This window comes from Cryobacterium sp. MDB1-18-1, from assembly GCF_004402735.1.
Lineage (GTDB): Bacteria > Actinomycetota > Actinomycetes > Actinomycetales > Microbacteriaceae > Cryobacterium > Cryobacterium glucosi.
Genome location: NZ_SOFR01000001.1, coordinates 15512 through 38035 on the forward strand (window position 1 = coordinate 15512; position 22524 = coordinate 38035).

Annotated in this window: 23 protein-coding genes; 4 read left to right on the forward strand and 19 right to left on the reverse strand. The window is 67.7% G+C overall.

Translation table 11 applies throughout. The features are described 5' to 3' along the window. Nucleotides 1–66: 66 nt before the first annotated feature. Together cydB and E3O50_RS00070 are read right to left on the reverse strand one after the other, a co-directional pair. Nucleotides 67–1071, reverse strand: coding sequence for a cytochrome d ubiquinol oxidase subunit II (gene cydB, locus E3O50_RS00065; protein ID WP_134558354.1), 1005 nt, complete (start codon nt 1069–1071; stop codon nt 67–69). A 9-nt stretch (nt 1072–1080) separates the two neighbouring features. After that, on the reverse strand, nt 1081–2493 hold the full coding sequence (locus E3O50_RS00070) for a cytochrome ubiquinol oxidase subunit I (RefSeq protein ID WP_134446074.1): 1413 nt from the start codon (nt 2491–2493) through the stop codon (nt 1081–1083). A 97-nt stretch (nt 2494–2590) separates the two neighbouring features. Between E3O50_RS00070 and E3O50_RS00075 the strand changes: the two genes are divergently transcribed. Together E3O50_RS00075 and E3O50_RS00080 are read left to right on the forward strand one after the other, a co-directional pair. Next, nucleotides 2591–2977: a BlaI/MecI/CopY family transcriptional regulator gene (locus E3O50_RS00075; protein WP_134446075.1), complete on the forward strand. Its 387-nt coding sequence runs from the start codon at nt 2591–2593 to the stop codon at nt 2975–2977. 10 nt (nt 2978–2987) lie between these two features. Beyond that, nucleotides 2988–3947: a M56 family metallopeptidase gene (locus E3O50_RS00080; RefSeq protein ID WP_241975253.1), complete on the forward strand. Its 960-nt coding sequence runs from the start codon at nt 2988–2990 to the stop codon at nt 3945–3947. A gap of 83 nt (nt 3948–4030) precedes the next feature. On the opposite strand, the gene E3O50_RS00085 is transcribed toward E3O50_RS00080, so the two are convergent. The 5 genes from E3O50_RS00085 to E3O50_RS00105 form a co-directional block, all read right to left on the reverse strand. Further along, entirely contained in the window at nt 4031–4957 is a 927-nt protein-coding gene (locus E3O50_RS00085) for an ABC transporter substrate-binding protein (RefSeq protein ID WP_134446076.1), read from the reverse strand. A gap of 2 nt (nt 4958–4959) precedes the next feature. Next, nucleotides 4960–5697 (reverse strand): ABC transporter permease subunit, encoded by a 738-nt coding sequence (locus E3O50_RS00090; RefSeq protein ID WP_134446077.1) that lies wholly within the window; start codon nt 5695–5697, stop codon nt 4960–4962. Next, nucleotides 5694–6392, reverse strand: coding sequence for an ABC transporter permease (locus tag E3O50_RS00095; RefSeq protein ID WP_134446078.1), 699 nt, complete (start codon nt 6390–6392; stop codon nt 5694–5696). The genes E3O50_RS00090 and E3O50_RS00095 overlap by 4 nt, the downstream gene beginning before the upstream one ends. Then, nucleotides 6389–7279: an ATP-binding cassette domain-containing protein gene (locus E3O50_RS00100; protein WP_134446079.1), complete on the reverse strand. Its 891-nt coding sequence runs from the start codon at nt 7277–7279 to the stop codon at nt 6389–6391. Before E3O50_RS00100 ends, E3O50_RS00095 begins: the two co-directional genes overlap by 4 nt. A gap of 86 nt (nt 7280–7365) precedes the next feature. After that, nucleotides 7366–8067, reverse strand: coding sequence for a TetR/AcrR family transcriptional regulator (locus E3O50_RS00105; RefSeq protein ID WP_241975252.1), 702 nt, complete (start codon nt 8065–8067; stop codon nt 7366–7368). Between the two features lie 167 nt (nt 8068–8234). On the opposite strand from E3O50_RS00105, the gene E3O50_RS00110 reads away from it, so the two are divergent. After that, nucleotides 8235–9281 (forward strand): phosphatase domain-containing protein, encoded by a 1047-nt coding sequence (locus tag E3O50_RS00110; protein WP_166787235.1) that lies wholly within the window; start codon nt 8235–8237, stop codon nt 9279–9281. Nucleotides 9282–9336: 55 nt separating this feature from the next. On the opposite strand, the gene E3O50_RS00115 is transcribed toward E3O50_RS00110, so the two are convergent. The 3 genes from E3O50_RS00115 to hisD form a co-directional block, all read right to left on the reverse strand. Next, the gene (locus E3O50_RS00115) at nt 9337–10365 is read right to left on the reverse strand and encodes a quinone-dependent dihydroorotate dehydrogenase (RefSeq protein WP_134558353.1); all 1029 of its coding nucleotides are present in this window, start codon (nt 10363–10365) and stop codon (nt 9337–9339) included. A 3-nt stretch (nt 10366–10368) separates the two neighbouring features. Further along, entirely contained in the window at nt 10369–10860 is a 492-nt protein-coding gene (nrdR, locus tag E3O50_RS00120) for a transcriptional regulator NrdR (protein WP_134446082.1), read from the reverse strand. A 170-nt stretch (nt 10861–11030) separates the two neighbouring features. Continuing rightward, a complete protein-coding gene (hisD, locus tag E3O50_RS00125) occupies nt 11031–12335 on the reverse strand; it encodes a histidinol dehydrogenase (RefSeq protein ID WP_134558352.1) in 1305 nt (434 codons plus the stop codon). Between the two features lie 73 nt (nt 12336–12408). Here hisD and E3O50_RS00130 point away from each other — a divergent pair, with 73 nt between their 5' ends. Next, entirely contained in the window at nt 12409–12963 is a 555-nt protein-coding gene (locus E3O50_RS00130; protein WP_134446084.1) for a flavin reductase family protein, read from the forward strand. A gap of 27 nt (nt 12964–12990) precedes the next feature. Here E3O50_RS00130 and E3O50_RS00135 read toward each other — a convergent pair whose 3' ends face one another. The 9 genes from E3O50_RS00135 to ftsZ all read right to left on the reverse strand — a co-directional run bounded on the left by E3O50_RS00135 (nt 12991) and on the right by ftsZ (nt 22520). After that, nucleotides 12991–13779 (reverse strand): lysophospholipid acyltransferase family protein, encoded by a 789-nt coding sequence (locus E3O50_RS00135; protein WP_134446085.1) that lies wholly within the window; start codon nt 13777–13779, stop codon nt 12991–12993. 85 nt (nt 13780–13864) lie between these two features. Beyond that, entirely contained in the window at nt 13865–17362 is a 3498-nt protein-coding gene (dnaE, locus tag E3O50_RS00140) for a DNA polymerase III subunit alpha (protein ID WP_255454095.1), read from the reverse strand. 77 nt (nt 17363–17439) lie between these two features. Continuing rightward, nucleotides 17440–18360, reverse strand: a complete 921-nt coding sequence (locus E3O50_RS00145) for an RluA family pseudouridine synthase (protein WP_134446087.1) — start codon at nt 18358–18360, stop codon at nt 17440–17442. Nucleotides 18361–18368: 8 nt separating this feature from the next. Continuing rightward, nucleotides 18369–19007: a signal peptidase II gene (lspA, locus tag E3O50_RS00150; protein ID WP_134558351.1), complete on the reverse strand. Its 639-nt coding sequence runs from the start codon at nt 19005–19007 to the stop codon at nt 18369–18371. Beyond that, the gene (locus E3O50_RS00155; protein WP_134446089.1) at nt 18997–19623 is read right to left on the reverse strand and encodes a DivIVA domain-containing protein; all 627 of its coding nucleotides are present in this window, start codon (nt 19621–19623) and stop codon (nt 18997–18999) included. The genes lspA and E3O50_RS00155 overlap by 11 nt, the downstream gene beginning before the upstream one ends. Before the next feature lie 138 nt (nt 19624–19761). Next, entirely contained in the window at nt 19762–20058 is a 297-nt protein-coding gene (locus E3O50_RS00160) for a YggT family protein (protein WP_134446090.1), read from the reverse strand. Nucleotides 20059–20066: 8 nt separating this feature from the next. Further along, nucleotides 20067–20603 (reverse strand): cell division protein SepF, encoded by a 537-nt coding sequence (sepF, locus tag E3O50_RS00165; protein ID WP_134446091.1) that lies wholly within the window; start codon nt 20601–20603, stop codon nt 20067–20069. A 35-nt stretch (nt 20604–20638) separates the two neighbouring features. Continuing rightward, nucleotides 20639–21331, reverse strand: coding sequence for a YggS family pyridoxal phosphate-dependent enzyme (locus tag E3O50_RS00170; RefSeq protein ID WP_241975251.1), 693 nt, complete (start codon nt 21329–21331; stop codon nt 20639–20641). Nucleotides 21332–21338: 7 nt separating this feature from the next. Next, nucleotides 21339–22520 carry a cell division protein FtsZ gene (gene ftsZ, locus E3O50_RS00175; RefSeq protein WP_134446092.1) on the reverse strand — a complete coding sequence of 394 codons (1182 nt, stop codon included), beginning with the start codon at nt 22518–22520 and terminating at the stop codon, nt 21339–21341. Nucleotides 22521–22524 lie beyond the last annotated feature (4 nt).

Sequence of the window (22524 nt, forward strand, 5' to 3'; positions counted from 1 at the left end):
CGCCGGTAACTATTCGGTGGCGGCGGTCGCGGCAACTACAGCTGGCGCAGCGGGAGCGCCCGCAGGTCAGAGCGCGGCGAGCTCGATGCTACTGCGGCTGACGCGCTTGCGCAGGACCCAGTATGTCCAGCCCTGGTAGAGGAAGATCACCGGGGCGGCGATCACCGCGGTCCACGTCATCACCTGGAGCGTGTACGGCGTCGACGACGCGTTGTCGATGGTCAGGCTGTTCGCGGCATCGTTGCTCGCCGGCATCACGTCCGGGAACAGCGAGGCGAACAGGGTGAGCACGGCCAGGCCGATCGTCGCCGCCATCAGCGTGAATGCCCAGCCCTCTTTGCCGCGGAGGTTGAGCAGGAACGACCCGATCAGCGCGACGGCCGCGGCAGCGGCGAACAGCGCGGTGAAAAGGCTGCCGAACGCGAGCACGGTCCAGAGCAGGAACGACGCTGCGACGACGATCGTCACGAGCCCTGCCTTGGTGGCGAGCGTGCGGGCACGAAGGCGGATGTCCCCTTCGGTCTTGAGGGAGACGAAGACGACGCCGTGGGTGAAGAACAGGAGCAGCGTCGTCACCCCGCCGAGGAGGGCGTACGGGTTGAGCAGGTCGAAGAAGGTGCCGGTGTAGTTGTGCCCGGCATCGAGCTGGACGCCCTGGACGACGTTGGCGAATGCGACGCCCCAGAGCAGGGCAGGGAGGGCGCTGCCGACGACGATCATGCCGTCGAACCACTTCTTCCATTCGGATTCCGGCCGCTGGTGCCGGTACTCGAAGGAGACCCCGCGCGCGATCAGCGCGAGGAGGATCACGAGCAGGGCGAGGTAGAAGCCGCTGAACATCGTCGCGTACCACTCGGGGAAGGCGGCGAACAACGAGGCGCCCGCGACGATGACCCAGGTCTCGTTGAGGTCCCAGACCGGTCCGATCGAGTTGATCAGCACCCGGCGGTCGGTGTCGTCCTTGCCGAGGAAGGGCAGGGACATGCCGACGCCGAAGTCGAAGCCGTCGAGGACGAAGTAGCCGATGAACATCACGGCGATGATCCAGAACCAGAGAATGTTGAGTTCCATCAGTTGCTCCTAGTAGACCGTGACGCGCTGGGGGGTGATGCCGGTCTCAGCGTCCGGCACCGGGGCATCCTCTGGGCCCTTCCGCACGGCACGGAGGATGAGCCGGAACTCGACGACCGCGAGGGCGCCGTAGATCAGCGTGAAGGCGATGAGGGAGATCAGGATGGTCAGGCCGGTCACGTTGGGCGAGACGCCGTCCTGGGTTTTCAGGAGCCCGAACACGAGCCAGGGCTGACGACCCATCTCGGTGAAGACCCAGCCGACGCTCATGGCGGCGAGGGAGAACGGGAAGGACCAGATGGCGACCTTCCAGACCCAGGTGGCCCGGGGGCTGCGGCCCTTGCGGGTGAGCCAGAGGCCGACCACGGCGACCAGGATGTGCGCGATGCCGAGTCCGATCATCCAGCGGAAGGCCCAGTAGGTGACCCAGATCATCGGGGTGTAGTCGCCGGGCCCGTACAGCGTCGTGTACTGGTCCTGCAGGTTGTTGATGCCTTCGACGGTGCCGTCGAGGGTGTGCGTGGAGAGGAACGAGAGCAGGTAGGGGATGCGGACGGAGAACAGTTCGCTCACGCCGTCGGGGGTACCGAGGGTGAAGAGCGAGAAGGACGCGTTGGCGCCCGTCGCCGTGTGGTACATCGCCTCGGCCGCGGCCATCTTCATCGGCTGGGCCTTGACCATCGCGAGGCTCAGGGAGTCGCCGAAGACGGTCGTCAGGGCACCGGAGATGACCATCATCCACAGGCCGAACTTGAGCGCCGGACGCATCGTGTCGACGTGCTGCTTGCGGTAGAGGTGGAACGCGGCGACCGAGATGATCAGGCCGGCGGACACCATGAAGCACGCGAAGATCGTGTGCGGGAACGAGGCGAGCGAGATCGGGTTGGTCAGCAGCGTGCCGATGTCGGTCAGCTCGGCCCTGCCACGTTCCTCATTGATCCGGAAGGCGATCGGGTTCTGCATGAAGGCGTTCGCCGCGAGGATGAAGTACGCGGACGCGATCGATCCGACCACGGTCAGCCAGATCGTCGCGAGGTGCAGTCCCTTGGGCAGCTTGTCCCAGCCGAAGATCCACAGACCGATGAAGGTGGCCTCGAGGAAGAACGCGGTGATGCCCTCGAAGGCGAGCGGTGCGCCGAAGACGTCGCCGACGAAGCGGGAGTATGTCGACCAGTTCATGCCGAACTGGAACTCCTGCACGATGCCGGTGACAACGCCCATAGCGAAGTTGATCAGGAAGAGCTTGCCGAAGAAGTGCGTGAGCTGGAGCCACTTGGTCTTGTCGGTGCGCACCCATGCGGTCTGGAAAATCGCGACGGTCAGGGCGAGGCCGATCGTGAGCGGGACGAACAGGAAGTGGTACACGGTTGTCAGTCCGAACTGCCATCTCGATAGCAGCAGCGGGTCAAGCCACTCGTTCATGCGCCCTCCCGGCGATCGTCATTTCTACGGTACGTAGAAAATATACACTTCTACACCCCGTAGAAGAAGGCGGAACGGCATACTAAACTCCCTGACTATGGGAAGTCTCGGTGTGCTGGAGAGATTGCTGATGGATGTCCTCTGGGATTCCGGGGAATCGTTGCCGGCGAATGAATTGCGTGACCGCCTGCTCACGCCGGCCGCGAGTGCAGCGAACCGCAAGCCGCTCGCAACCACGACCGTGCTCACGGTGCTGTCGCGTCTCGAAACCAAGGGCTTCGTCGTTCGAGACCGGGGCATCCGCCCGCATCGCTACCGTGCCATGACGACCCGCGCCGAACACACTGCAGGGCTGATGCACGAGGTGCTCGGCTCCGCCCCCGACCGGCAGGATGCCCTCGCCCGGTTCATCGGCAATGTCAGTCCCCAGGAGGCGGAGACTCTCCGCCGCCTCCTCGAAACGATCCCGTTGCACCGCGAGTGAACCGGTCGTCGTGCTGACGACGGCGCTCGCCCTCGGCGTGCTCGCGGTCCTGCTGGCCTGGCCGGTTCCGGTGCTGCTCGCGCGGTCCGCCTGGCCGGCAGGCTCCCCCGGCGTCGCCCTCGTTCTCTGGCAGTCGATCGCCCTCGCGGGCGGGCTCGCGATGATCGGGGCGCTCCTCGTCTACGGGCTGATCCCGTTCGGCGCGAACCCGGTCGCCGGCATCCGCTCGCTCGCCGACCACCTCGCGACCGGCTCGGTCCCGGCAGGCACCTCCCTCGACCACGTTCTCGCCCTCTGCGGGGCGCTCCTGCTCGGCGGTCACCTCGTACTCAACCTCGCCGTGACTTTCGTGCACGCGGAGCGCCAGCAGCGCAGGCACCTCAACCTGGTCCGGCTGCTCAGCGAGCCCCTCGAGGGACGACCGGGCACCCGCGTCATCGACCACGCCTCCCCGGTCGCATACTGCCTGCCGAGCGTGACGCACTCGGCGACGGTGCTCTCGCGCGGGTTGCTCAGCCTGCTCGACCCGCCGCAGGTACGCGCCGTCGTCGCCCACGAGGAGGCCCACCTCGCCCAGCGGCACCACCTCGTGCTCGTCGCGTTCAAGTCCTGGCACAGTGCCCTGCCCTGGTTCCCGATCGCGAACCGGGCCGAGAACGCCGTCGCCCTTCTCGTCGAGATGCTCGCGGACGACCAGGCCAGGCTCGCCGTCGACGACCACACCCTCGCGACGGCGATCGCGCTCGTCGGCTCTGCGGGGCTCGGCCGGTCGCCTGAGGCCCGGTTCTCCGCCGGGGCGGCGGATGCCGCGGCGTTCGTTTCCCGCGACCGTCCCGTCGATCTCGTCACGCCCCGGGTCCGCCGGCTGCTGACCCCGCCGCCCCGCCTCACCGCGGCGGCCTCCGTCGCCGTTCTCGGCTCTGCCGCTGCCCTCCTCGTCCTGCTGGCCGTGCTCCTCGCCCAGGCCTGAGCGGACACAGACAGGACCGCCCGGCTGCGAGGCAACCGGGCGGTCCTGGACGTCGCGGGTGACCGCGATGAGAGAGCGACGAACTAGAAGAGCTTCGCCTGCGCGAGCCAGGCGGAGGCGATCTTGTCCGCCGACTCCTTGTCGTTGACGCTCTGGGCGTTGAGGCTCACGAGGTCCGCAGCGGTCATCGCCGCGCTGATCTTGTTGAGGACGCCGGCAGCCTTCTCGTCGACCTTGCTGGAGACGATGGGCACGACGTTGTCCGGGAAGAACAGGCCGTCGGGGTCGGAGAGGGCGACGAGGTTGTTCGACTTGATGTTCGGGTCTGCCGTGTAGATGTTGGCGAGCTGGATCTTGTTGTCGACCAGCGCCTTGACGGTGAGCGGTCCGCCGTTGTCCTCAACGGGCACGAATCCGGCGATCGTGATGCCGTACTTGTCCTTGAGCGCCGTCGGCCCGTATGGCCGCGTCTCCAGTTCGGAGTTGCCGCCGACCGTGATGGGCTCGGTGACGTTCTTCAGGGAGGCGAGATCGGTGAGCTTGTAGGTGTCGACGAAGGCCTGGGTCGCTGTCCACGAGTTCTGGTCGCTCGCGTCGGACTTGTCGAGGGCGGTCAGGCCGCTCGGGAGGGCCTTGACGAGCTGGTCGTGAACGGCATCGCTCGTTCCGCCGGCCGCGGCCTTGTCGAGCGCCTGCAGCAGGCTTCCGGTGTACTCGGGGAAGACGTCGATCGACCCGGACTTCAGCTCGGGCAGGTAGACCTCGCGCTGTCCGATCCGGAACTGGCGGTCGACGGTGAATCCGTTCGACTCGAGCGCCTGGGCGTAGATCTCGGCGATGATCTCGTTCGAGTAGTAGTCCTGGGATCCGACGACGAGTGTCGTCGGTGCGCTCGACGCGTTACTTCCGGTGCCCAGTGGATTACTGGACGCACACCCTGCAAGGGCTACGACGGCCCCAACCGCGACCGCGGCGACTGCCGCGAGCCGGCCTTTTTTCGCTGTGAACATTGTCAGATTCCTTTCGTGATGGCGGGTTCCATCCCCGGGCGACGTCGGGTCGACGCCTTCCGGTCGACTGGGGGGCGTCCGACTGCGACGCCGCGGGGTACGACGAGTTTCTGGAGACCGGCGAACAGGCCCTCGAGAACGAGGGCGAGCAGGATCACCAGGATCGACCCGCCGAGCATCTGGGCGTAATCGTTGGTTTTGAGCCCCGCGAAGAGGAACCGGCCGAGCCCGAAGTCGGCGACGTATGCGGCAAGGGTGGCCGTTGCGACGACCTGCAGGGTCGCCGACCGCAGCCCGCCGATGAGCAAGGGCAGTCCGAGGGGTATCTCAACGTGGCGCACGATCTGAAGCTCCGTCATGCCGACGGCCCTCGCCGCGTCGATCGTCGCGCGGTTGACCGCCTCGAACCCGGTGTATGCGCCGGCGAGAATGGGCGGGATCGCGAGCACGGTCAGGGCAACGTATGGGGCGCCGAGCCCGATGCCGATCCAGAGGGCGACGAGGGTGAGCAGGCCGAGGGTGGGGATGGCGCGCAACCCGCCGGAGGTCGCGACGGCGATCCCCCGTCCGCGCCCGGTGTGCCCGATCAGGAATCCGACCGGGATGGCGATGACAGAGGCGAGCACGAGGGTCACCACCGTGAAGAGGAGCTGCTCGCCGAGCCGGGCCGGGATCCCGGTCGGCCCGGGATAGTGCGCCGGGTCGAGGAGCCAGGCGACCGCATCCGTGAAGTAATTCATGCGACACTCCGAACGACGGGCATGGGTCCGAGCACCGCAGCGGGTGCCGGGCGGATGCGCCGGGTCCGGCGGGTCCACGGCATCAGCACCCGGCCGAGCAGCACGACAGCCCCGTCAAGCACGAGGGCGAGCAGGACGGTCGCCACGATGCCGGTGATGATCTCGACCTGGATGCCGCGCTGGAAACCGTCGGTGAACAGGCTGCCGAGGCTCTTTGCTCCGATCACGGCGCCGACGGTCGCGAGGCTCACGGTGCTGACGGCGACGACGCGCACCCCGGCGAGGAGCACGGGGCCGGCGAGCGGGAGTTCGACGAGCCAGAACCTGCTCCACGCCGAGAAACCGACCGCGGTGGCCGACTGCCGCACGTCGGGGTCGACGGACGCGAGTCCGTCGGCGACGACACGCACCATGAGCGCGAGCCCGTAGAGGGTGAGTGCGGCGATCAGGTTCGCCGGCGAGCGGAGGCTCGTTCCGATGATCACCGGCAGGATGAACAGGAGCGGCAGGGACGGAATGGCGTAGAACAGGCCGGCGATCGACAGGATCGCCCCGCGGGTCGGCCGGTACCTGTTGGCCAGCCAGCCGAGCGGGAGCGCGAACACGAAACTCAGCAGGATCGGCGGCAGGCTCAGCACGATGTGGTCGAGGGTGCGGAGCCAGACCAGGTCGAGGTTCGACCAGAGCCACGTCACCGGGGCGGGCCTTCCGTCGGTACGATGTGCGGGACGTCTGACCGGGCCCCGCCGGACGGGCCAGCGCCGGAGCGCTGGCCGACGAGAACGCCAGCGGGTCGCCCGTCCGAGTCGACGAGCACGTCCGAGCCGTCCTGGCTCTCGACGTGCAGGGCGCGCTTTCCCCGGTCGGCACCGACGAAGCTCGCGACGAAGTCGTCGGCCGGGTTGGCGAGGATCTCGGCCGGGGTGCCGAGCTGGGCGATCCGGCCGCCCTCCCGCAGGATGGCGATCTGGTCGCCGAGCAGGAACGCCTCGTCGATGTCGTGCGTCACGAACACGACGGTCTTGCCGAGCTCGTGCTGCAGCCGGATGAGCTCCTGCTGCAGCTCCGCGCGCACGATCGGGTCGACGGCGCCGAAGGGCTCGTCCATCAGGAGGATATTGGGATCGACGGCGAGGCCGCGGGCAACGCCGACGCGCTGTTGCTGGCCGCCGGACAGCTGGCTCGGGTACCGGTCGGCGATGGCGCGGTCGAGCCCGACGGTGTCCAGCAGGCGCAGCGCATCCGCCCGCGCCGTCCTGCGCGGCACACCACGCAGAAGGGGCACGGTCGCGACGTTGTCGACGACGGTGCGGTGCGGGAGCAGTCCCGAATTCTGCATCACGTAGCCGATGCTGCGCCGCAGCTTCACGGGTTCGAGGGACGCGACGGAGACGCCGTCGATCTCGATCGTGCCGGACGTCGGATCGACCATGCGGTTGATCATCCGCAGCAGGGTGGTCTTCCCGGAGCCGGAGGATCCGACGAGCACGGTCGTGCGGTGCGAGGGAACCGTGAGGCTGAAGTCGTCGACCGCAAGGGTGCCGTCCGGGAATTCTTTCGTCACCGATCGGAACTCAATCATGGAAGTGGCCCATTCCTCGCTTGATGTCGAATCAACACGTGCCAGCGATCTCCCACCCAATCAGGAAAGCCGCCGGATGCCAAGCTCTACTCAGCAGATTCCAAGACTGGGACTGCTGCACCGTCCTGCTCGAGTTCCTCGCCGTAGTAGCCCGCCAGGTATACCGCGATGACCCGCCTCGCCTCCGCGATGTATCGCTCGTCGCCCAGGACGTTGGACTGGAACCCTCTCGACAGGACCGCTGCGGCCATCTCGACCATGACCTCAAGCCGGAACAGCAGATCCGGCCCGTACGGGAGGCCGAACCGCTCGGAGAGAGCGATTGCGAGCTGGCCGGCCAGGAAGCCGACCTCGATCCCGTCGGCCGGGCTCGCCGAGCTGATCGGAAGCCGTTCCCTGTCGGCGAAGTGCATGATGCGGAAGCCCGGTTCGGTCCGGTACATCTCGACGAAGGCCGTGATGGCGCAGTCGATGGTCTCCCAGGCGGTCTTCGGGTCTGCAAGCTTGATTTCCCTGGCGACGCGGAGTCGATATCGCTGAATGGCCCGCTCACGCAGGGCATGCAGTACTGCGACCCGGTCCGGGTAGTAGCGGTACACGGTTCCGATCGATGCCCCCGCGCGTTCAGCCACCATCGCGGTCGTGATCCGGTCGAAGCCGACCTCGTCGACGACGACGGCAGCGGCATCGAGCAGGCCGGACAGGCGTGCCGTGCTGCGCTGCTGGATGGGTTCGATCCGGACCTGTGCGCCGGCCTCAACGATGTCCCCCTCGAAAAGGTCACTCACTGACACTTGTCCTCCTTGAAGTAGGACCCAATCCTACGGGTCTTGTCCCCCCGGCGATGCCAAACGGGTCGCGGCACGACTGGATCCTCCCGAAAGGGGCGGCACATGACAAACTAGGAGGCGTGCCGAAGCCTTCCAGAACAACGAATGCGGGCCGACCTGCGAAAATGATGCATCGCGCAGCCCGGATCGAAGACTGGATGCACGAACGTCGCGAGCGTAGCGCCCGCAAACGCGGTTATCTGCCCACGGTCATCCCGTACGCGGGATACGGAAGCACCGAATGGGTGCGGATTCTCTGCCGGGTTCTGCTGGCCAAGCCGGCTCGGACCAAGAAGGCCGTCACGCGCAGACGCTGGCGAGCCGAACGGCGCGAGGCCGGCATCCGCGGTTGGCGCAGTTTCACCGCGGTTCCCGTGCACGACGTCACCGTCACGATCGAGATCAACGGCTTCAGCCACCGCGTGAGCGCCGACCGCGGCGGCGTCGTCGACACGGTCATCCGGCTGCCGCTCACGCCGGGCTGGCAGGTCGCCCGACTCAGCACGGATGCCTCGGCACCCGTCGATGCGCCGCTCTTCATCGTCGCTCCGCTCGTCGATCGTGGCATCATCTCCGACGTCGACGACACGGTGATGGTCACGACCCTCCCCCGGCCGTTGCTCGCCGCCTGGAACACGTTCGTGCTCGACGAACACGCGAGGGTGCCCACCCCCGGCATGGCCGTACTCCTGGACCGTCTCACCGCGGCGGCGCCGGGGTCCCCGGTGATCTACCTGTCGACGGGCGCCTGGAATGTCGCGCCGACCCTGACCCGGTTCCTCTCCCGTAACCTCTACCCCGCCGGCGCGTTGCTGCTCACCGACTGGGGCCCCACCCACGACCGGTGGTTCCGCAGCGGCACCGACCACAAGCGCGCCAACCTGCGTCGCCTGGCCCTGGAGTTTCCCGGGATCCGCTGGATCCTGGTCGGGGACGATGGCCAGCACGACGAGGACATCTACAGCGAGTTCCAGCGCGAGTTCCCCGGCAGCGTCGAGGCCGTCGCCATTCGCGAGCTCTCCCCGAGCGAGGCGGTTCTCGCCGGACGACGGGCAAAGGATGCCGCCCTCGAGTCCACGGACCCCCGCTGGGTCTACGGGCCGGACGGTGCGAGCCTCGCCAGGCAACTCGTAGCGCTCGGAGTCCTCGCGCCGGGCGCACCGCTCATCTGAGCGATCGGCGGATGCCCGCGCACCTCGCACCGACCGCTGACGTCAGGCGGGGAGGTTACGCGCGGAGCCGGTCGAGGCCGCGGTTGACCTGGCGCGCCCAGAGCGGGCCACGGTACAGGAACGCCGTGTAGCCCTGGACGAGGGTCGCCCCGGCATCGAGCCGCTCGGCGACGTCGGCGGCGGTGTCGATTCCTCCGACGGAAATCACGCAGAGGCCGGCGGGAACGCTCGCGCGGATCAGGCGCAGTACCGCGAGCGAGCGGGCCCGGAGTGGGGCCCCCGACAGGCCGCCGGCTCCGATGGCCTCGATCCTGGCGGCATCCGTCGAGAGACCCTCGCGTGAAATGGTCGTGTTGGTCGCGATGATGCCGTCGAGGCCGAGCCGCACGACGAGTTCGGCGATGCGGGTGACTTCCCCGTCGCGAAGGTCAGGGGCGATCTTGACGAGCAGGGGGGTGCTCCCGGACGCCGCCCGGACGGCGGTGAGAAGCGGGGCCAGCTGGTCGAGTTCCTGCAGGCCGCGGAGGCCGGGGGTGTTCGGCGAACTCACGTTGACGACGAGGTAGTCGGCGAGGGGCGCGAGGGCCCTGGCGCTCACGAGATAGTCGCTCGTGGCGTCGTCCACCGCGGTCGCGCGGCTCTTGCCGATGTTGATGCCGAGCACGGGCCGTCCAGCGATCGAACCCACCCGGGCGAGGCGCACTGCTGCCGCTGCAGCGCCCTGGTTGTTGAAGCCCATCCTGTTGATCACGGCGCGGTCGGGGACCAGCCGGAACAGCCGCGGTTTCGGGTTTCCCGGCTGCGGCAGCGCCGTGATCGTGCCGACCTCGACGTGGCCGAAACCGAGGCGGCCCAGGCCGATCACGGCGAGGCCGTCCTTGTCGAAGCCTGCGGCGACGCCGAACGGGGAATCGAAGCGCAAGCCGAGGGTGTGCACGGCCTGGTCGGTTCTCGGCCGGGTGAACGCATGGACAAGCCGCCCGATGCCCCGGCTCGGAATGAGACGGATCACCGTGAAGGCGAGGTGGTGTGCGCGCTCGGGGTCGAGCCGCGCGAGCACGTGCCGGAAGAAGAAGGGGTACACCGGCTACAGTTCGGGCTCGTCGTCGAGGGCCCCGTTGCGGAGACTCTCCTCGTGTTCACTGCGGAGCTGGTCGATGGCGCTCTCGAAGTCTTCGAGGGAGTCGAACGCGCGGTACACACTCGCGAAGCGGAGGTAGGCGACCTCGTCGAGTTCACGCAGCGGCGGCAGGATCGCGAGGCCGACGTCGTTCGCGGCGACCTGGGAGGCACCCGTCTGGCGGATGGTCTCCTCGACGCGCTGGGCGAGGAGGGCGAGGTCGGAGTCCGTCACCGGCCGCCCCTGGCAGGCCTTGCGGACACCGGTGACGATCTTGTCCCTGCTGAACGGTTCGACGACGCCGCTGCGCTTGACGATGTTGAGGCTCGCGGTCTCCGTCGTGCTGAACCGGCGACCGCATTCGGGGCACTGGCGACGGCGACGGATGGAAAGTCCGTCGTCGCTCGTGCGCGAGTCGATGACTCGGGAGTCCGGGTGGCGGCAGAACGGGCAGAACATTGTGTTGCCAGCCTAGCGCCCCTTTCCGGGGGATTCGCCGTCGCCCGGGCGCGTCGCGCCACACCCTCGCCCCGACGCCCTGACCGATTCGACGGGCGCTCGGTCTGAAACACCCCGGAACGGCACTCCCCCGTGGCTTCCGGACACAATCTCCGTCGAATCGGTTCGGGTCAGGCGAAGCGGGCGGTCACGGCCGCGCCGTGCGCGGGGAGATCCTCGGCGTCCGACAGCGCCGCGATATTGGCGGCGACACCGCGGAGTGCGTCCCTGCTGTACTCGACGACCTGCTGCGGGCGGAGGAACGTGTACGCCCCGAGGCCGGACGAGAACCGGGCCTGGCCGCCGGTCGGCAACACGTGGTTGGAGCCCGCTGAGTAGTCGCCGAGGCTCACCGGTGAGTTCGGGCCGAGGAAGATGGCCCCGGCGTTCTCGATGAGCGCGAGTTCGACGTGCGGGTCCCTGGTCTGGATCTCGAGGTGCTCCGGCCCGAAGGCGTTGCTGAATGCGGCGGCGGCGGCGAGGTCGTCGACGAGCACGATCGCGGACTGGGTTCCGGAGAGCGAGGCGGTCACCCGCTCACCGTGAGGGGTTGTCACCGCGAGCACGGCGAGTCGCGCGGTGACGGCATCCGCGAGCTCGACCGAATCGGTGACGAGCACGGCGGCCGCGAGTTCGTCGTGCTCGGCCTGGCTGACCAGGTCGGCCGCGACGAGGAGCGGGTCTGCGCCGGAGTCGGCGATCACGAGGATGTCGGTGGGGCCGGCTTCCGCGTCGATGCCGGTGACGCCGCGGACGAGCCGCTTGGCGGCGGCGACGTAGACGTTGCCGGGGCCGGTGACGAGCTGGACGGGGTCGAGGCCGAGGCTCGGCACCCCGTATGCGAACGCGCCGACAGCGCCGGCGCCGCCCATGGCGTAGATCTCTGTGACGCCGAGGAGCCCGGCGACGGCGAGGATGGTCGGGTGCACGCGTCCGCCGAACGCCTGCTGCGGCGGTGAGGCGAGCGCGATCGAGCTGACCCCGGCGACCTGCGCTGGCACGACGTTCATCACGACGCTCGAAGGGTAGACAGCCTTGCCGCCCGGCACGTAGAGGCCCACGCGACGGATAGGCTGCCACCGCTGGGTGATCACGGCTCCTTCGGCGATGGTCGTGGTCACGTGCGGCGGCACCTGGGCCTCGCTCGCGAGCCTGACCCGCCGGATGGTCTCCTCGATGGCGATGCGCACTTCGGGCGAGAGCCCGGCCAGGGCGTCGGCGATGTCGCCGGCCGGGACCCGGAGCGCGTCAGGGCGCACCCGGTCGAGCCGTTCGGCCTGGTCGTAGAGCGCCGCCTCGCCGCGCGCGCGGACGTCGGAGATGAGCTCGGCGGCCACGGCGCTCGCGGCGGTCACATCGGTGACGGCGCGCGGAATCGTGGCGAGCAGTTCGGCCGGCGTCGGCCGGGTGCCTCGTAGGTCAAGTCTCTGGATCATGTCTGACCAGCCTAGCCACCAACATCCATCACACGGGAATAGGGTGGCCTTCACAGACCTTGGGGCAAGTGACATGAACGAACTGAACGACATCCGCGAAACACCGACCGTTCCCCGGCTCGAGGGAGATCCGAACGCCCCTCTCGACCTCGCCGCGTTCAAGCAGGCGTTCCGGCGCCACGCCGCCGGTGTCGCGTGCGTGACGGCGCGCCAGACCGACGGAACCCCCGTCGGGTTCACGGCGACCTCACTTGCCTCGCTGTCGTCCGTGCCGCCGCTCGCGACCTTCAACATGGCCAGGACGGCAAGCTCCTGGCCGGCGATCGCCGAGACGGAGCGCGTCGTCATCCACACCCTCGGCGCACGCAATCGCGCCCTCGCCGAGCGGATGAGCGGGCCGAACGCCCTGCGCTTCGCCGGTGACCACTGGCATGAGGGTCCGCACGGCCTGCCGGTGCTGAACGACGTGACGAGCTGGATGGTCGGCCACATCATCGAGCGGGTCTCTGTGCACAACGGCGCCGTGATCGTCGTCCAGATCGAGGAGGGCGGCCTCGGCGACGAAGACGAGGCGTTGCTCTACCACGAGCGGATGTACCGGGTGCCCGGACCGGAAGCGGCGCTCTGAGCCGAGGCGAACGACCCGTTGGCCGGGTCAGGCGTCGTCGCGTGTCGCGGCAGTGCGCTTGAGCGCGCGGAGTCGCTGGCGTTCTGCCTCGACGACCGCAGCCTCCTCCGGGGTCGGAGCCGCGCCGCCGAGATGGCGCGGCTGCCACCACTGGCCGGAACCGTCGACGGGATACCCGGCCTGGAGTTCGTCGACCATGGCCTGGAGGGTGTCGTGGAGCTGCGCGGTGAGCTCCTGGGCGTCGACGGCGGGGTCGAGCTCGAACGGCGCTCCCACGGAGAAGCGGATCGGCACCCGGTACGCCTCCCGCAGGGTGGGCTTGTGGTTCTTCGTCAGCAGCCGGTGGCCGCCCCAGACCGCGACAGGGATCACCGGGACGCCGGCCTCCCTCGCCATCCGGACCGCGCCGGACTTGAGCTCGCGCACGGTGAAGGAGGCGTTGACCCCGCCTTCCGGGAACACCCCGAGGAGTTCACCCGCGCGCAGGGCGGCGACGGCCTCGCCGTATGCTGCGGCCCCCGCCTGCATGTCGACGCTGATGTGGTGCATACCGCGCAGCAGCCAGCCGACGACGGGCTTGTCGAAGGCGCCCTTCTTGGCCATGAAGCGGATGTGCCTGCGGTTGTGCAGCCAGGCCTGCCATTCGACGAGGGCGAAGTCGGCATAGCCGAAGTGCGTGATCGCCAGGACGGCTCCCCCGGTATCGGGGAGGTTCTCGAAGCCGGTCGCCGCAGCCTTGAGCCGGAAGACCCCGAAGATGGCCCGGCCGGCCACGATGGCCGGGGTGTAGAACGGTTCGCTCGTGCGACGTGTCATGGTCCAAGGCTATTCCCGGGCGCATAGCCGACGGGCTATGCGCCCGGCGCGGCGGACGCGGCCGGCTCGGCTGGGACGGCGACCTCTAGCTGAGGCAGAACGGGCCGAGCAGGCTCTTGAGCTCGCCGAACAGGTCTGCGCTGATCGTGACCTGGTACGGCAGTTCGAAGACGCGGGCCGAATCGTTCTTGATCAGCTTGAGCCGCACCTCCGAGGAGCCACGGTGCCGGATCAGCACGTCGCCGAGCGCGGTGACGGTGTCGGTCGTCGCGCGCGCCTCTGTGAGGGTGATCGCGAGGGTGCCAGAGTCGCCGGTCTGTCCGAGGTCCGGCGCGAAGAGACTGTATGCGTGGATGTTCATGCCGTCGTCCCGGAGGCTCACCCGACCGCGCACCACGACGATCGAGTCGTTGATGAGCGCGGGCGCGAACTCCTGGTACGCCTTGCCCATGAACATCACGTCGATGTCGCCGCCGAAGTCCTCGACCTGGATGATGCCGTACTGGTTGCCGCTCTTCTTGGCGATCCGGTGCTGGACGCTCGTGATGAGGCCGGCGATCGTGACGGTGTCAGCGTCCTGGGTCTGTTCGGAGGCGAGCAGGTCGGCGATGGAGGTCGAGGCGTGTTTCGCGAGCGGGATCTCCAGGCCGGCGAGCGGATGGTCGGAGACGTAGAGGCCGAGCATGTCGCGTTCGAAGGCGAGTTTCTCCTTCTTGCTCCATTCCGGACGGTCCGGGACCTGTTCGGTCTCCTGCGGGTCGTCGAAGAGGCTGTCGAAGTCGAAGCCGACCATGCCGTGTTCCTCGTCGCGCTTGATCTTCACGGCGGACTCGACGGCGCCCTCGTGGATCTCGACCATGGCCCGGCGGGTCGCTCCGAGGGAGTCGAAGGCGCCGGCCTTGACGAGGGATTCGACCGTGCGCTTGTTGGCGACCTGGATCGGCACCTTGCGGAGGAAATCGTGGAAGGACTCGAAACGGCCCTTCTCGTCGCGCGAGGCGCGGATCGCGTCGACGACGTTGAAGCCGACGTTGCGCACGGCGCCGAGCCCGAAGCGGATGTCCGGACCGACGGCCGCGAAGTAGCCGATGGACTCGTTGACGTCCGGCGGGAGCACCTGGATGCCCATCCGGCGGCACTCGTTGAGATAGAGCGCGAGCTTGTCGCGGGAGTCGCCGACGCTCGTCAGCAGGGCCGCCATGTACTCGGCCGGGTAGTGCGCTTTGAGGTAGGCGGTCCAGTAGCTGACCACGCCGTACGCCGCGGAGTGCGCCTTGTTGAAGGCGTAGTCGGAGAACGGCAACAGGATGTCCCAGACGGTCTTCACCGCCTCCATGGAGTACCCGTTGGTCTTCATCCCGGCGGAGAACCCGGCGAATTGCTTGTCGAGCTCCGATTTCTTCTTCTTGCCCATGGCCCGGCGCAGCAGGTCGGCCTGGCCGAGCGAGAAGCCGGCGAGCTTCTGCGCGATCGACATGACCTGTTCCTGGTACACGATCAGGCCGTATGTGGTGCCGATGACGTCCTTGAGGGCTTCCTCGAGTTCGGGGTGGATCGGCACGATCTCCTGCTGCCCGGTCTTCCGCAGCGCGTAGTTGGTGTGCGAGTTCGCGCCCATGGGCCCCGGCCGGTAGAGCGCGATGACGGCGGAGATGTCCTCGAAGTTGTCGGGTTTCATCAGGCGGAGCAGTGCGCGCATCGGGCCACCGTCGAGCTGGAAGACGCCGAGGGTGTCACCGCGGGCGAGCAGCTCGTATGCGATGGGGTCGTCGAGGCCGAGGTCCTCGAGCACGGGCCGGTGGCCGCGGTTGACGGCGATGTTGTCGAGGGCGTCGTCGATGATCGTGAGGTTGCGGAGCCCGAGGAAGTCCATCTTGATCAGTCCGAGGGACTCGCACGCCGGGTAGTCGAACTGGGTGACGATCTGGCCGTCGGCCTCGCGCTTCATCACGGGCACGATGTCGATCAGCGGGTCTGACGACATGATCACGCCGGCCGCGTGCACGCCCCACTGGCGTTTCAGGTTCTCGAGGCCGAGCGCGGTGTCGAAGACCGTGCGGGCCTCGGCATCCGTCTCGATGATCGCGCGGAAGTCGACGGCCTCGCGGTAGCGCGGGTGGTCCTTGTCGAACATGCCGGTGAGCGGCATGTCCTTGCCCATGATCGGCTGCGGCATGGCCTTGGTGAGCTTGTCGCCCATCCCGAACGGGAAGCCGAGTACCCGGCTGGAGTCTTTCAGGGCCTGCTTGGCCTTGATGGTGCCGTAGGTGACGATCTGGGCGACGCGCTCGGAGCCGTACTTCTCGGTGACGTAGTGGATGACCTCGCCGCGGCGACGATCGTCGAAGTCGACGTCGAAGTCAGGCATGGAGACGCGGTCCGGGTTGAGGAACCGCTCGAAGATCAGGCCGTGCACGAGCGGGTCGAGGTCGGTGATGCCCATCGCGTACGCGACCATCGACCCGGCTCCCGATCCGCGCCCTGGGCCGACCCGGATGCCGTTCGTCTTGGACCACATGATGAAGTCCGCGACGACGAGGAAGTAGCCGGGGAAGCCCATCTGGGCGATGATGCCGACCTCGTAGTCTGCCCGGGTGCGCACCTCGGCGGGAATGCCGTTCGGGTACCGGCGGGCCAGGCCGAGCTCGGTCTCCTTGACGAACCAGCTTTCCTCGTTCTCGCCCTCCGGGGTCGGGAAGCGCGGCATGTAGTTGGCCTGGGTGTCGAACTTCACCTCGCAGCGCTCGGCGATCAGGAGCGTGTTGTCGCAGGCTTCCGGGTTGTCGCGGAAGAGGTGCCGCATCTGGGCCGCGGTCTTGAGGTAGAACTCGTCTGAGTCGAACTTGAACCGGTTCGGGTCGTCGAGGGTCGACGCCGACTGCACGCACAGCAGGGCGGCGTGCGCCGTCGCATCGTGGGCGTGCGTGTAGTGCAGGTCGTTCGTGGCGACGAGCGGGAGGTTGAGCTCCTTGGCGAGGCGGAGCAGCTCGCTCATGGTGCGGCGCTCGATGTCGATGCCGTGGTCCATGATCTCGCAGAAGTAGTTCTCCGGTCCGAAGATGTCCCTCAGCTCCCCCGCAGCCTTCTTCGCCTCGTCGTACTGGCCGAGACGGAGGCGGGTCTGCACTTCGCCGCCGACGCAGCCGGTCGTGCCGATCAGGCCGTTCGAGAACTCGCTCAGCAGCTCGCGGTCCATGCGGGGCTTGAAGTAGTAGCCCTCGAGTGAGGCCTTCGTCGAGAGCCGGAAGAGGTTGTGCATGCCCGCGGTGTTCTCGGCGAGCAGCGTCATGTGCGTGTACGCGCCGCTGCCGCCGACATCGTCGCGGTTCTGGCCGCTCGTGCCCCATTTGACCCTGGTCTTGTCCCGCCGGTCGGTGCCGGGGGTGATGTAGGCCTCAGTACCGATGATGGGCTTGATGCCGGCGTCCGTCGCGGACTTCCAGAAGTCGAACGCGCCGAACATGTTGCCGTGGTCTGTGATGGCGACCGCGGGCATTCCCTGTTCGACGGCCTCTTTGATCAGCGGTTTGACCCGCGCGGCTCCGTCGAGCATGGAGTATTCGCTGTGCACATGCAGGTGCACGAAAGAATCATTCGATCCGTTCGCGCTAGTGGTATTCGACACGGATGCTCCGGTAGATGGTGTGTGGTGTTCCTGGCCTAGACATCCCTGAGCACGGTCAGGGCATGCTCAAGGTCCGCGGGGTATTCGGCGGAGAAGGTGACCCATTCCCGGGATTCCGGGTGGAAGAACGCAAGCTGTTTGGCGATCAGCCACTGCCGGGTGAGTCCCAGCCTGGCCGTGATCGAGGGGTCTGCACCGTACATGGCGTCGCCGACGCACGGATGCCGCTGGGCGGCCATGTGTACCCGGATCTGGTGGGTGCGTCCCGTCTCCAGGTGCACTTCGAGCAGGGACGCCGAGGGGAAGGCCTCGAGGGTCTCGTAGTGGGTGACCGAGTCTTTGCCGCCGGCGATGACCGCGAATTTCCAGTCGGAGCGCGGGTGCCTGCCGATGGGCGCGTCGATCGTGCCTGCACTCGGGTCGGGATGGCCCTGCACGACGGCATGGTAGATCTTCTCGACCTCGCGGTCGTGGAAGGCCTTCTTGAGGGCGACGTACGCCGTCTCCGACTTCGCGACGACCATGAGTCCGCTCGTGCCCACGTCGAGGCGATGCACGATGCCCGCGCGCTCCGAGGCCCCAGAGGTCGCGATCCGGTAGCCGCCGGCGGAGAGCGCGCCGAGAACCGTCGGGCCCGTCCAGCCGACGCTCGGGTGGGCCGCGACACCGGAGGGCTTGTTCACGACGACGATGCTCTCGTCGTCGTAGACGATCGTGAGGTCGGGGACCTCGATCGGAACGATTTCGAGAGCGTCCTTCGGTTGCCAGTTCACCTCGAGCCAGCTTCCCGCGTGCAGGCGGTCGGACTTGCCGACCACGACGCCGTCGATCGCGACACCGCCTGCCTCGGCGACCTCTGCGGCGAAGCTGCGGGAGAAACCGAGGAGTTTGGCGATGCCGGCGTCGACGCGAACGCCGGCGAGGCCGTCCGGAAGGGGGAGGGAGCGGGTTTCCATGGGGGGAATCAGGGTGCTAACTGGGTGGGTGTTGCCGTGGTGCCTTCGGCGGGCAGGGGCGGGGCCGGGGTCGAGCCGGGGTCGGCCGGATCGGCATCATCGGCGGTGGCATCGGAGGTGCCGGCCGGCTCGCGCACGGCCCTGCGTCCGTCGAGGCCGATGCCGCGGATGGTGAGGATCATGAAGATCACCATGCTCGTGACGATCGACGCGTCCGCGACGTTGTAAATGGCGGGGATCAACCAGGGTGTCGTGATGAAGTCGACGACGTGGCCCAGGCCGAAGGACGGCTCCCGGAAAAGCCGGTCGGTGAGGTTTCCGAGCACGCCGCCGAGGAGCAGGCCGAAGACGAGCGCCCACGCCAGGGAGCGGATGCGCCCGGCGAAGATCACGATGAACACGACGACCGCCGCGGCGATGATCGTGAAGATCCACGTCATGCCGGTGGCGAGGCTGAACGCCGCGCCCGGGTTCCGGACGTAGTGCCATTGCAGCACATCCCCCAGAACCCGGACGGTACTTCCTTCGGTCAGCGAACTGACGACGAGGAACTTGGCCGTCTGGTCGAGCGCATAGACGCCCAGCGCGGCGAGGCCCAGAACGATGAGCGCGCTGGATCGCCCTTTCGTTCGGACCTTAGGAGCCAAAGCCCTGGTAGCTCGGCTTCTGCGCGCTCTCGGCGCCGACCGGTGAGGCAGCGTCGAGGTCGTGCAGCTGGCCCTCGATGTAGCTCTTCAGCTTCTGGCGGTATTCGCGCTCGAAGGTGCGGAGCCCGTCGATCTTGTTCTCGAGGACGGAGCGTTCCTTGTCCAGGATCGTGTTCTGTGCGCGCTGCTTGGCTTCGGCCTCCGCAACGAGGCGGGCCGCAGTTGCGTGGCCCTCCGCGATGAGGGCGTCGCGCTTCTCGGCGCCTTCCTTGACGTGTTCCTCGTGCAGGCGGCGGGCCAGCTGCAGCAGGTTCGTGGTGCCGGCGGTCTCGTCGATCGGCTCGGCCACGGGAGCCGCTGCGGCGACGACCGCGGGAACGACGACGGGCGCGGGAACGACCTCGGGAGCCTTGACGGCTTCGACGGGGGCGACGACGGGAGTGCTTCCGGCTTCGGTGCTGACACCGGCGCGGAGCTCCTCGTTTTCGGCAGTCAGGCGGCGAAGCTCCACGACGACCTCGTCGAGGAAGTCATCCACCTCGTCCTGATCGTATCCTTCACGGAACTTGGTCGACTGGAACCGCTTGTTGACTACATCTTCCGGAGTTAGCGCCATGGCTTTCCACCCTTAAAACTCAGTTGAGAACTTTTTGTCGAACGAATAATTGACGCTACCGGACGGAGCGTGTTGCACACGCGAACCCGGGACGCCTCGATCAAGAATACATGCCGCACTCCGGAACGGACGCGAGAACTACCGGAGAGCGCCGACGACGCCCATGCCGATGATCGTGCAGAGCATGGTCAGGCTCCAGCCGAAGTCGAATGCGATCGGGCCGACCCGCAGTGGCGGCAGGATGCGCCGGAAGAATTTGACCGGTGGATCGGTGACCACGTAGATGAATTCGACCAGAACGAGCGTGATTCCCTGCGGGCGCCACGAGCGATTGACGCTGCGGACGAGGTCGACGATGAAGCGTCCCCACATGACGAAGAAATACAACAGCAGGGCGTAATAGATGATCCAGGCGAGCAGTGTGACGACGAACACGGCCGAGACTATGACTGCGCGAAGAAGGACGACTCCGTGTCGGACTCCTCGGCGGCGTTGTCGCCCGAGACGACGATGTGGGACGGCGAGAGCAGGAACACCTTGGCGGTGACCCGTTCGATCTTGCCGTAGAGGCCCTGGGAGAGGCCGCTTGCGAAGTCGATGAGCCTGCGCGCGTCGGCGTCACTCATCTGGGAGAGGTTGATGATGACCGGAATGCCCTCGCGGAAGGATTCCGCGATCAGCTGGGCATCGCGGTACTGGCGCGGGTGGACGGTGAGGATTTCATTCATTTCTGAGGCAGCCACATTCTTGGGAGTGGAGGTCTTGCGCAGCGGGGTCACCGGGGCGCGGCCATTGGTGCCGTGAGAGCCCTCGACGCGCGTCGCGGACGGGCCGGCCTGGTGCGGCGCGGCAGTCTTCGGCTGGGCGGAATTCGAGACGGCATTCTGATCGGCCGCGGGTGGGGCGACGGGCGCCTCGTACTCCAGCTCTTCGTCTGCCAGCCCCAGGTAAACCATGGTTTTCTTGAGCGGGTTGGACATCTCGACCTCCGTGTTGGTGATTCTTCGTACTCAGATTAACCGAGAGTCGGGCGATTCCCGGTGATTGCGGTGCCAATTCGAAGGTGTGTCGCCCCTTCGCGGATGGCCTCCGGATAGTCCTGCGACATGCCCATCGACAGGAATCGCGCCTCGGGCGCGGCCCTTCGGATGCCCTCCCCGAGTGACCGGACCCTGGCGAACTCCGCTGCCGGTTCCGCCCCGAGCGGGGCGACGGCCATGAGCCCGAGCAAGCGCAATCCCGGCGTGCCGAGCACGTGCTCGACGAGCGCATCGAGCCCGGAGGGATCGACGCCCCCGCGAGCGGGGTCGTCCGTGAGGTTCACCTGGATGAAGCAATCGATGGACGAATCGGCAGAGCCGAGGGCCGTCGCGAGGGACGCCCGGTCGACGGAATGCACGACGTGAGCGTATGAGCGCACCTGCCGGGCCTTCTTGCCCTGGACCTGGCCGACGAAATGCCAGGTGAGGTCGCGGCCGGCCAGGGCGCCGGCCTTTTCCTGGGCCTCCTGGTGGCGATTCTCGCCGAAATCGTGCACACCGAGCCGGAGGAGTTCCTCGATCATCGTGACGGGATGGAACTTGGTCACGACGATCGTCGTCACGTCCGCCGGGTCCCTGCCCGCGTCCCTGGCGGCCGAGGCGACCCGTTCGCGCACGACGTCGAGCCGCCCGGCGAGGCCGGACGGCTCAGGACGCAATTCGGTCACGATGGGTTTACTTGAGGAAGTCGGGGATGTCCAGGTCGTCGGGGTCTTCTTCGAAGGCCGGGTCGGCGACGGCCGTCCCTGCTTCTCCGGCGGACCAGGTCGCGACGCTTGCCTCTTCGGTGCCGAAGACGCTCGCAGCGCCGCCCGATGCAGCATCCGCCGTAGCGGAGACGGCGCCGGCGGCGACACCCGCGGCCACGAGGTCCGCGTGGCGCACCTCGACGGCCTTGACACCGGGTTCTCCGCCGTCGAAGCCTGCTGCGATGACCGTCACCCGGACCTCGTCACCGAGGGTGTCGTCGATGACGGCACCGAAGATGATGTTGGCTTCGGGGTGCACGGCCTCCTGGACGAGGCGGGCCGCGTCGTTGATCTCGAAGATGCCGAGGTTCGAGCCGCCCTGGATCGAGAGGAGCACTCCGTGTGCGCCGTCGATGGACGCCTCGAGCAGGGGGGAGGCGACGGCGAGTTCTGCCGCCTTGATGGCGCGGTCTGCACCGCGTGAGGAGCCGATGCCCATGAGCGCGGAACCCGCGCCCTGCATGACGGACTTCACGTCGGCGAAGTCGAGGTTGATCAGACCGGGGGTCGTGATCAGGTCGGTGATGCCCTGCACGCCGGCGAGGAGGACCTGGTCGGCCGTTGCGAAGGCCTCGAGCATGCTGATGCCGCGGTCGCTGATTTCCAGCAGGCGGTCGTTCGGCACGACGATGAGCGTGTCGACCTCGTTCTTGAGGGAGGCGACACCCGCCTCGGCCTGGGCCTGGCGGCGCTTGCCCTCGAAGCCGAACGGCTTCGTGACGACGCCGATGGTGAGCGCGCCGATGGACTTCGCGATGCGGGCGACGACGGGTGCTCCGCCGGTGCCGGTGCCGCCGCCTTCGCCGGCGGTCACGAAGACCATGTCGGCTCCCGCGAGGGCTTCTTCGATTTCTTCGGCGTGGTCCTCGGCGGCACGACGGCCGACCTCGGGGTCCGCGCCGGCGCCGAGGCCACGGGTGAGGTCGCGACCGACGTCGAGCTTGACGTCGGCGTCGCTCATCAGCAGCGCCTGGGCATCGGTGTTGATGGCGATGAACTCGACGCCACGGAGGCCGAGTTCGATCATGCGGTTGACAGCGTTGACGCCGCCGCCGCCGATTCCAACAACCTTGATGACAGCGAGGTAGTTCTGGTTTGTTGTTGACACGTCC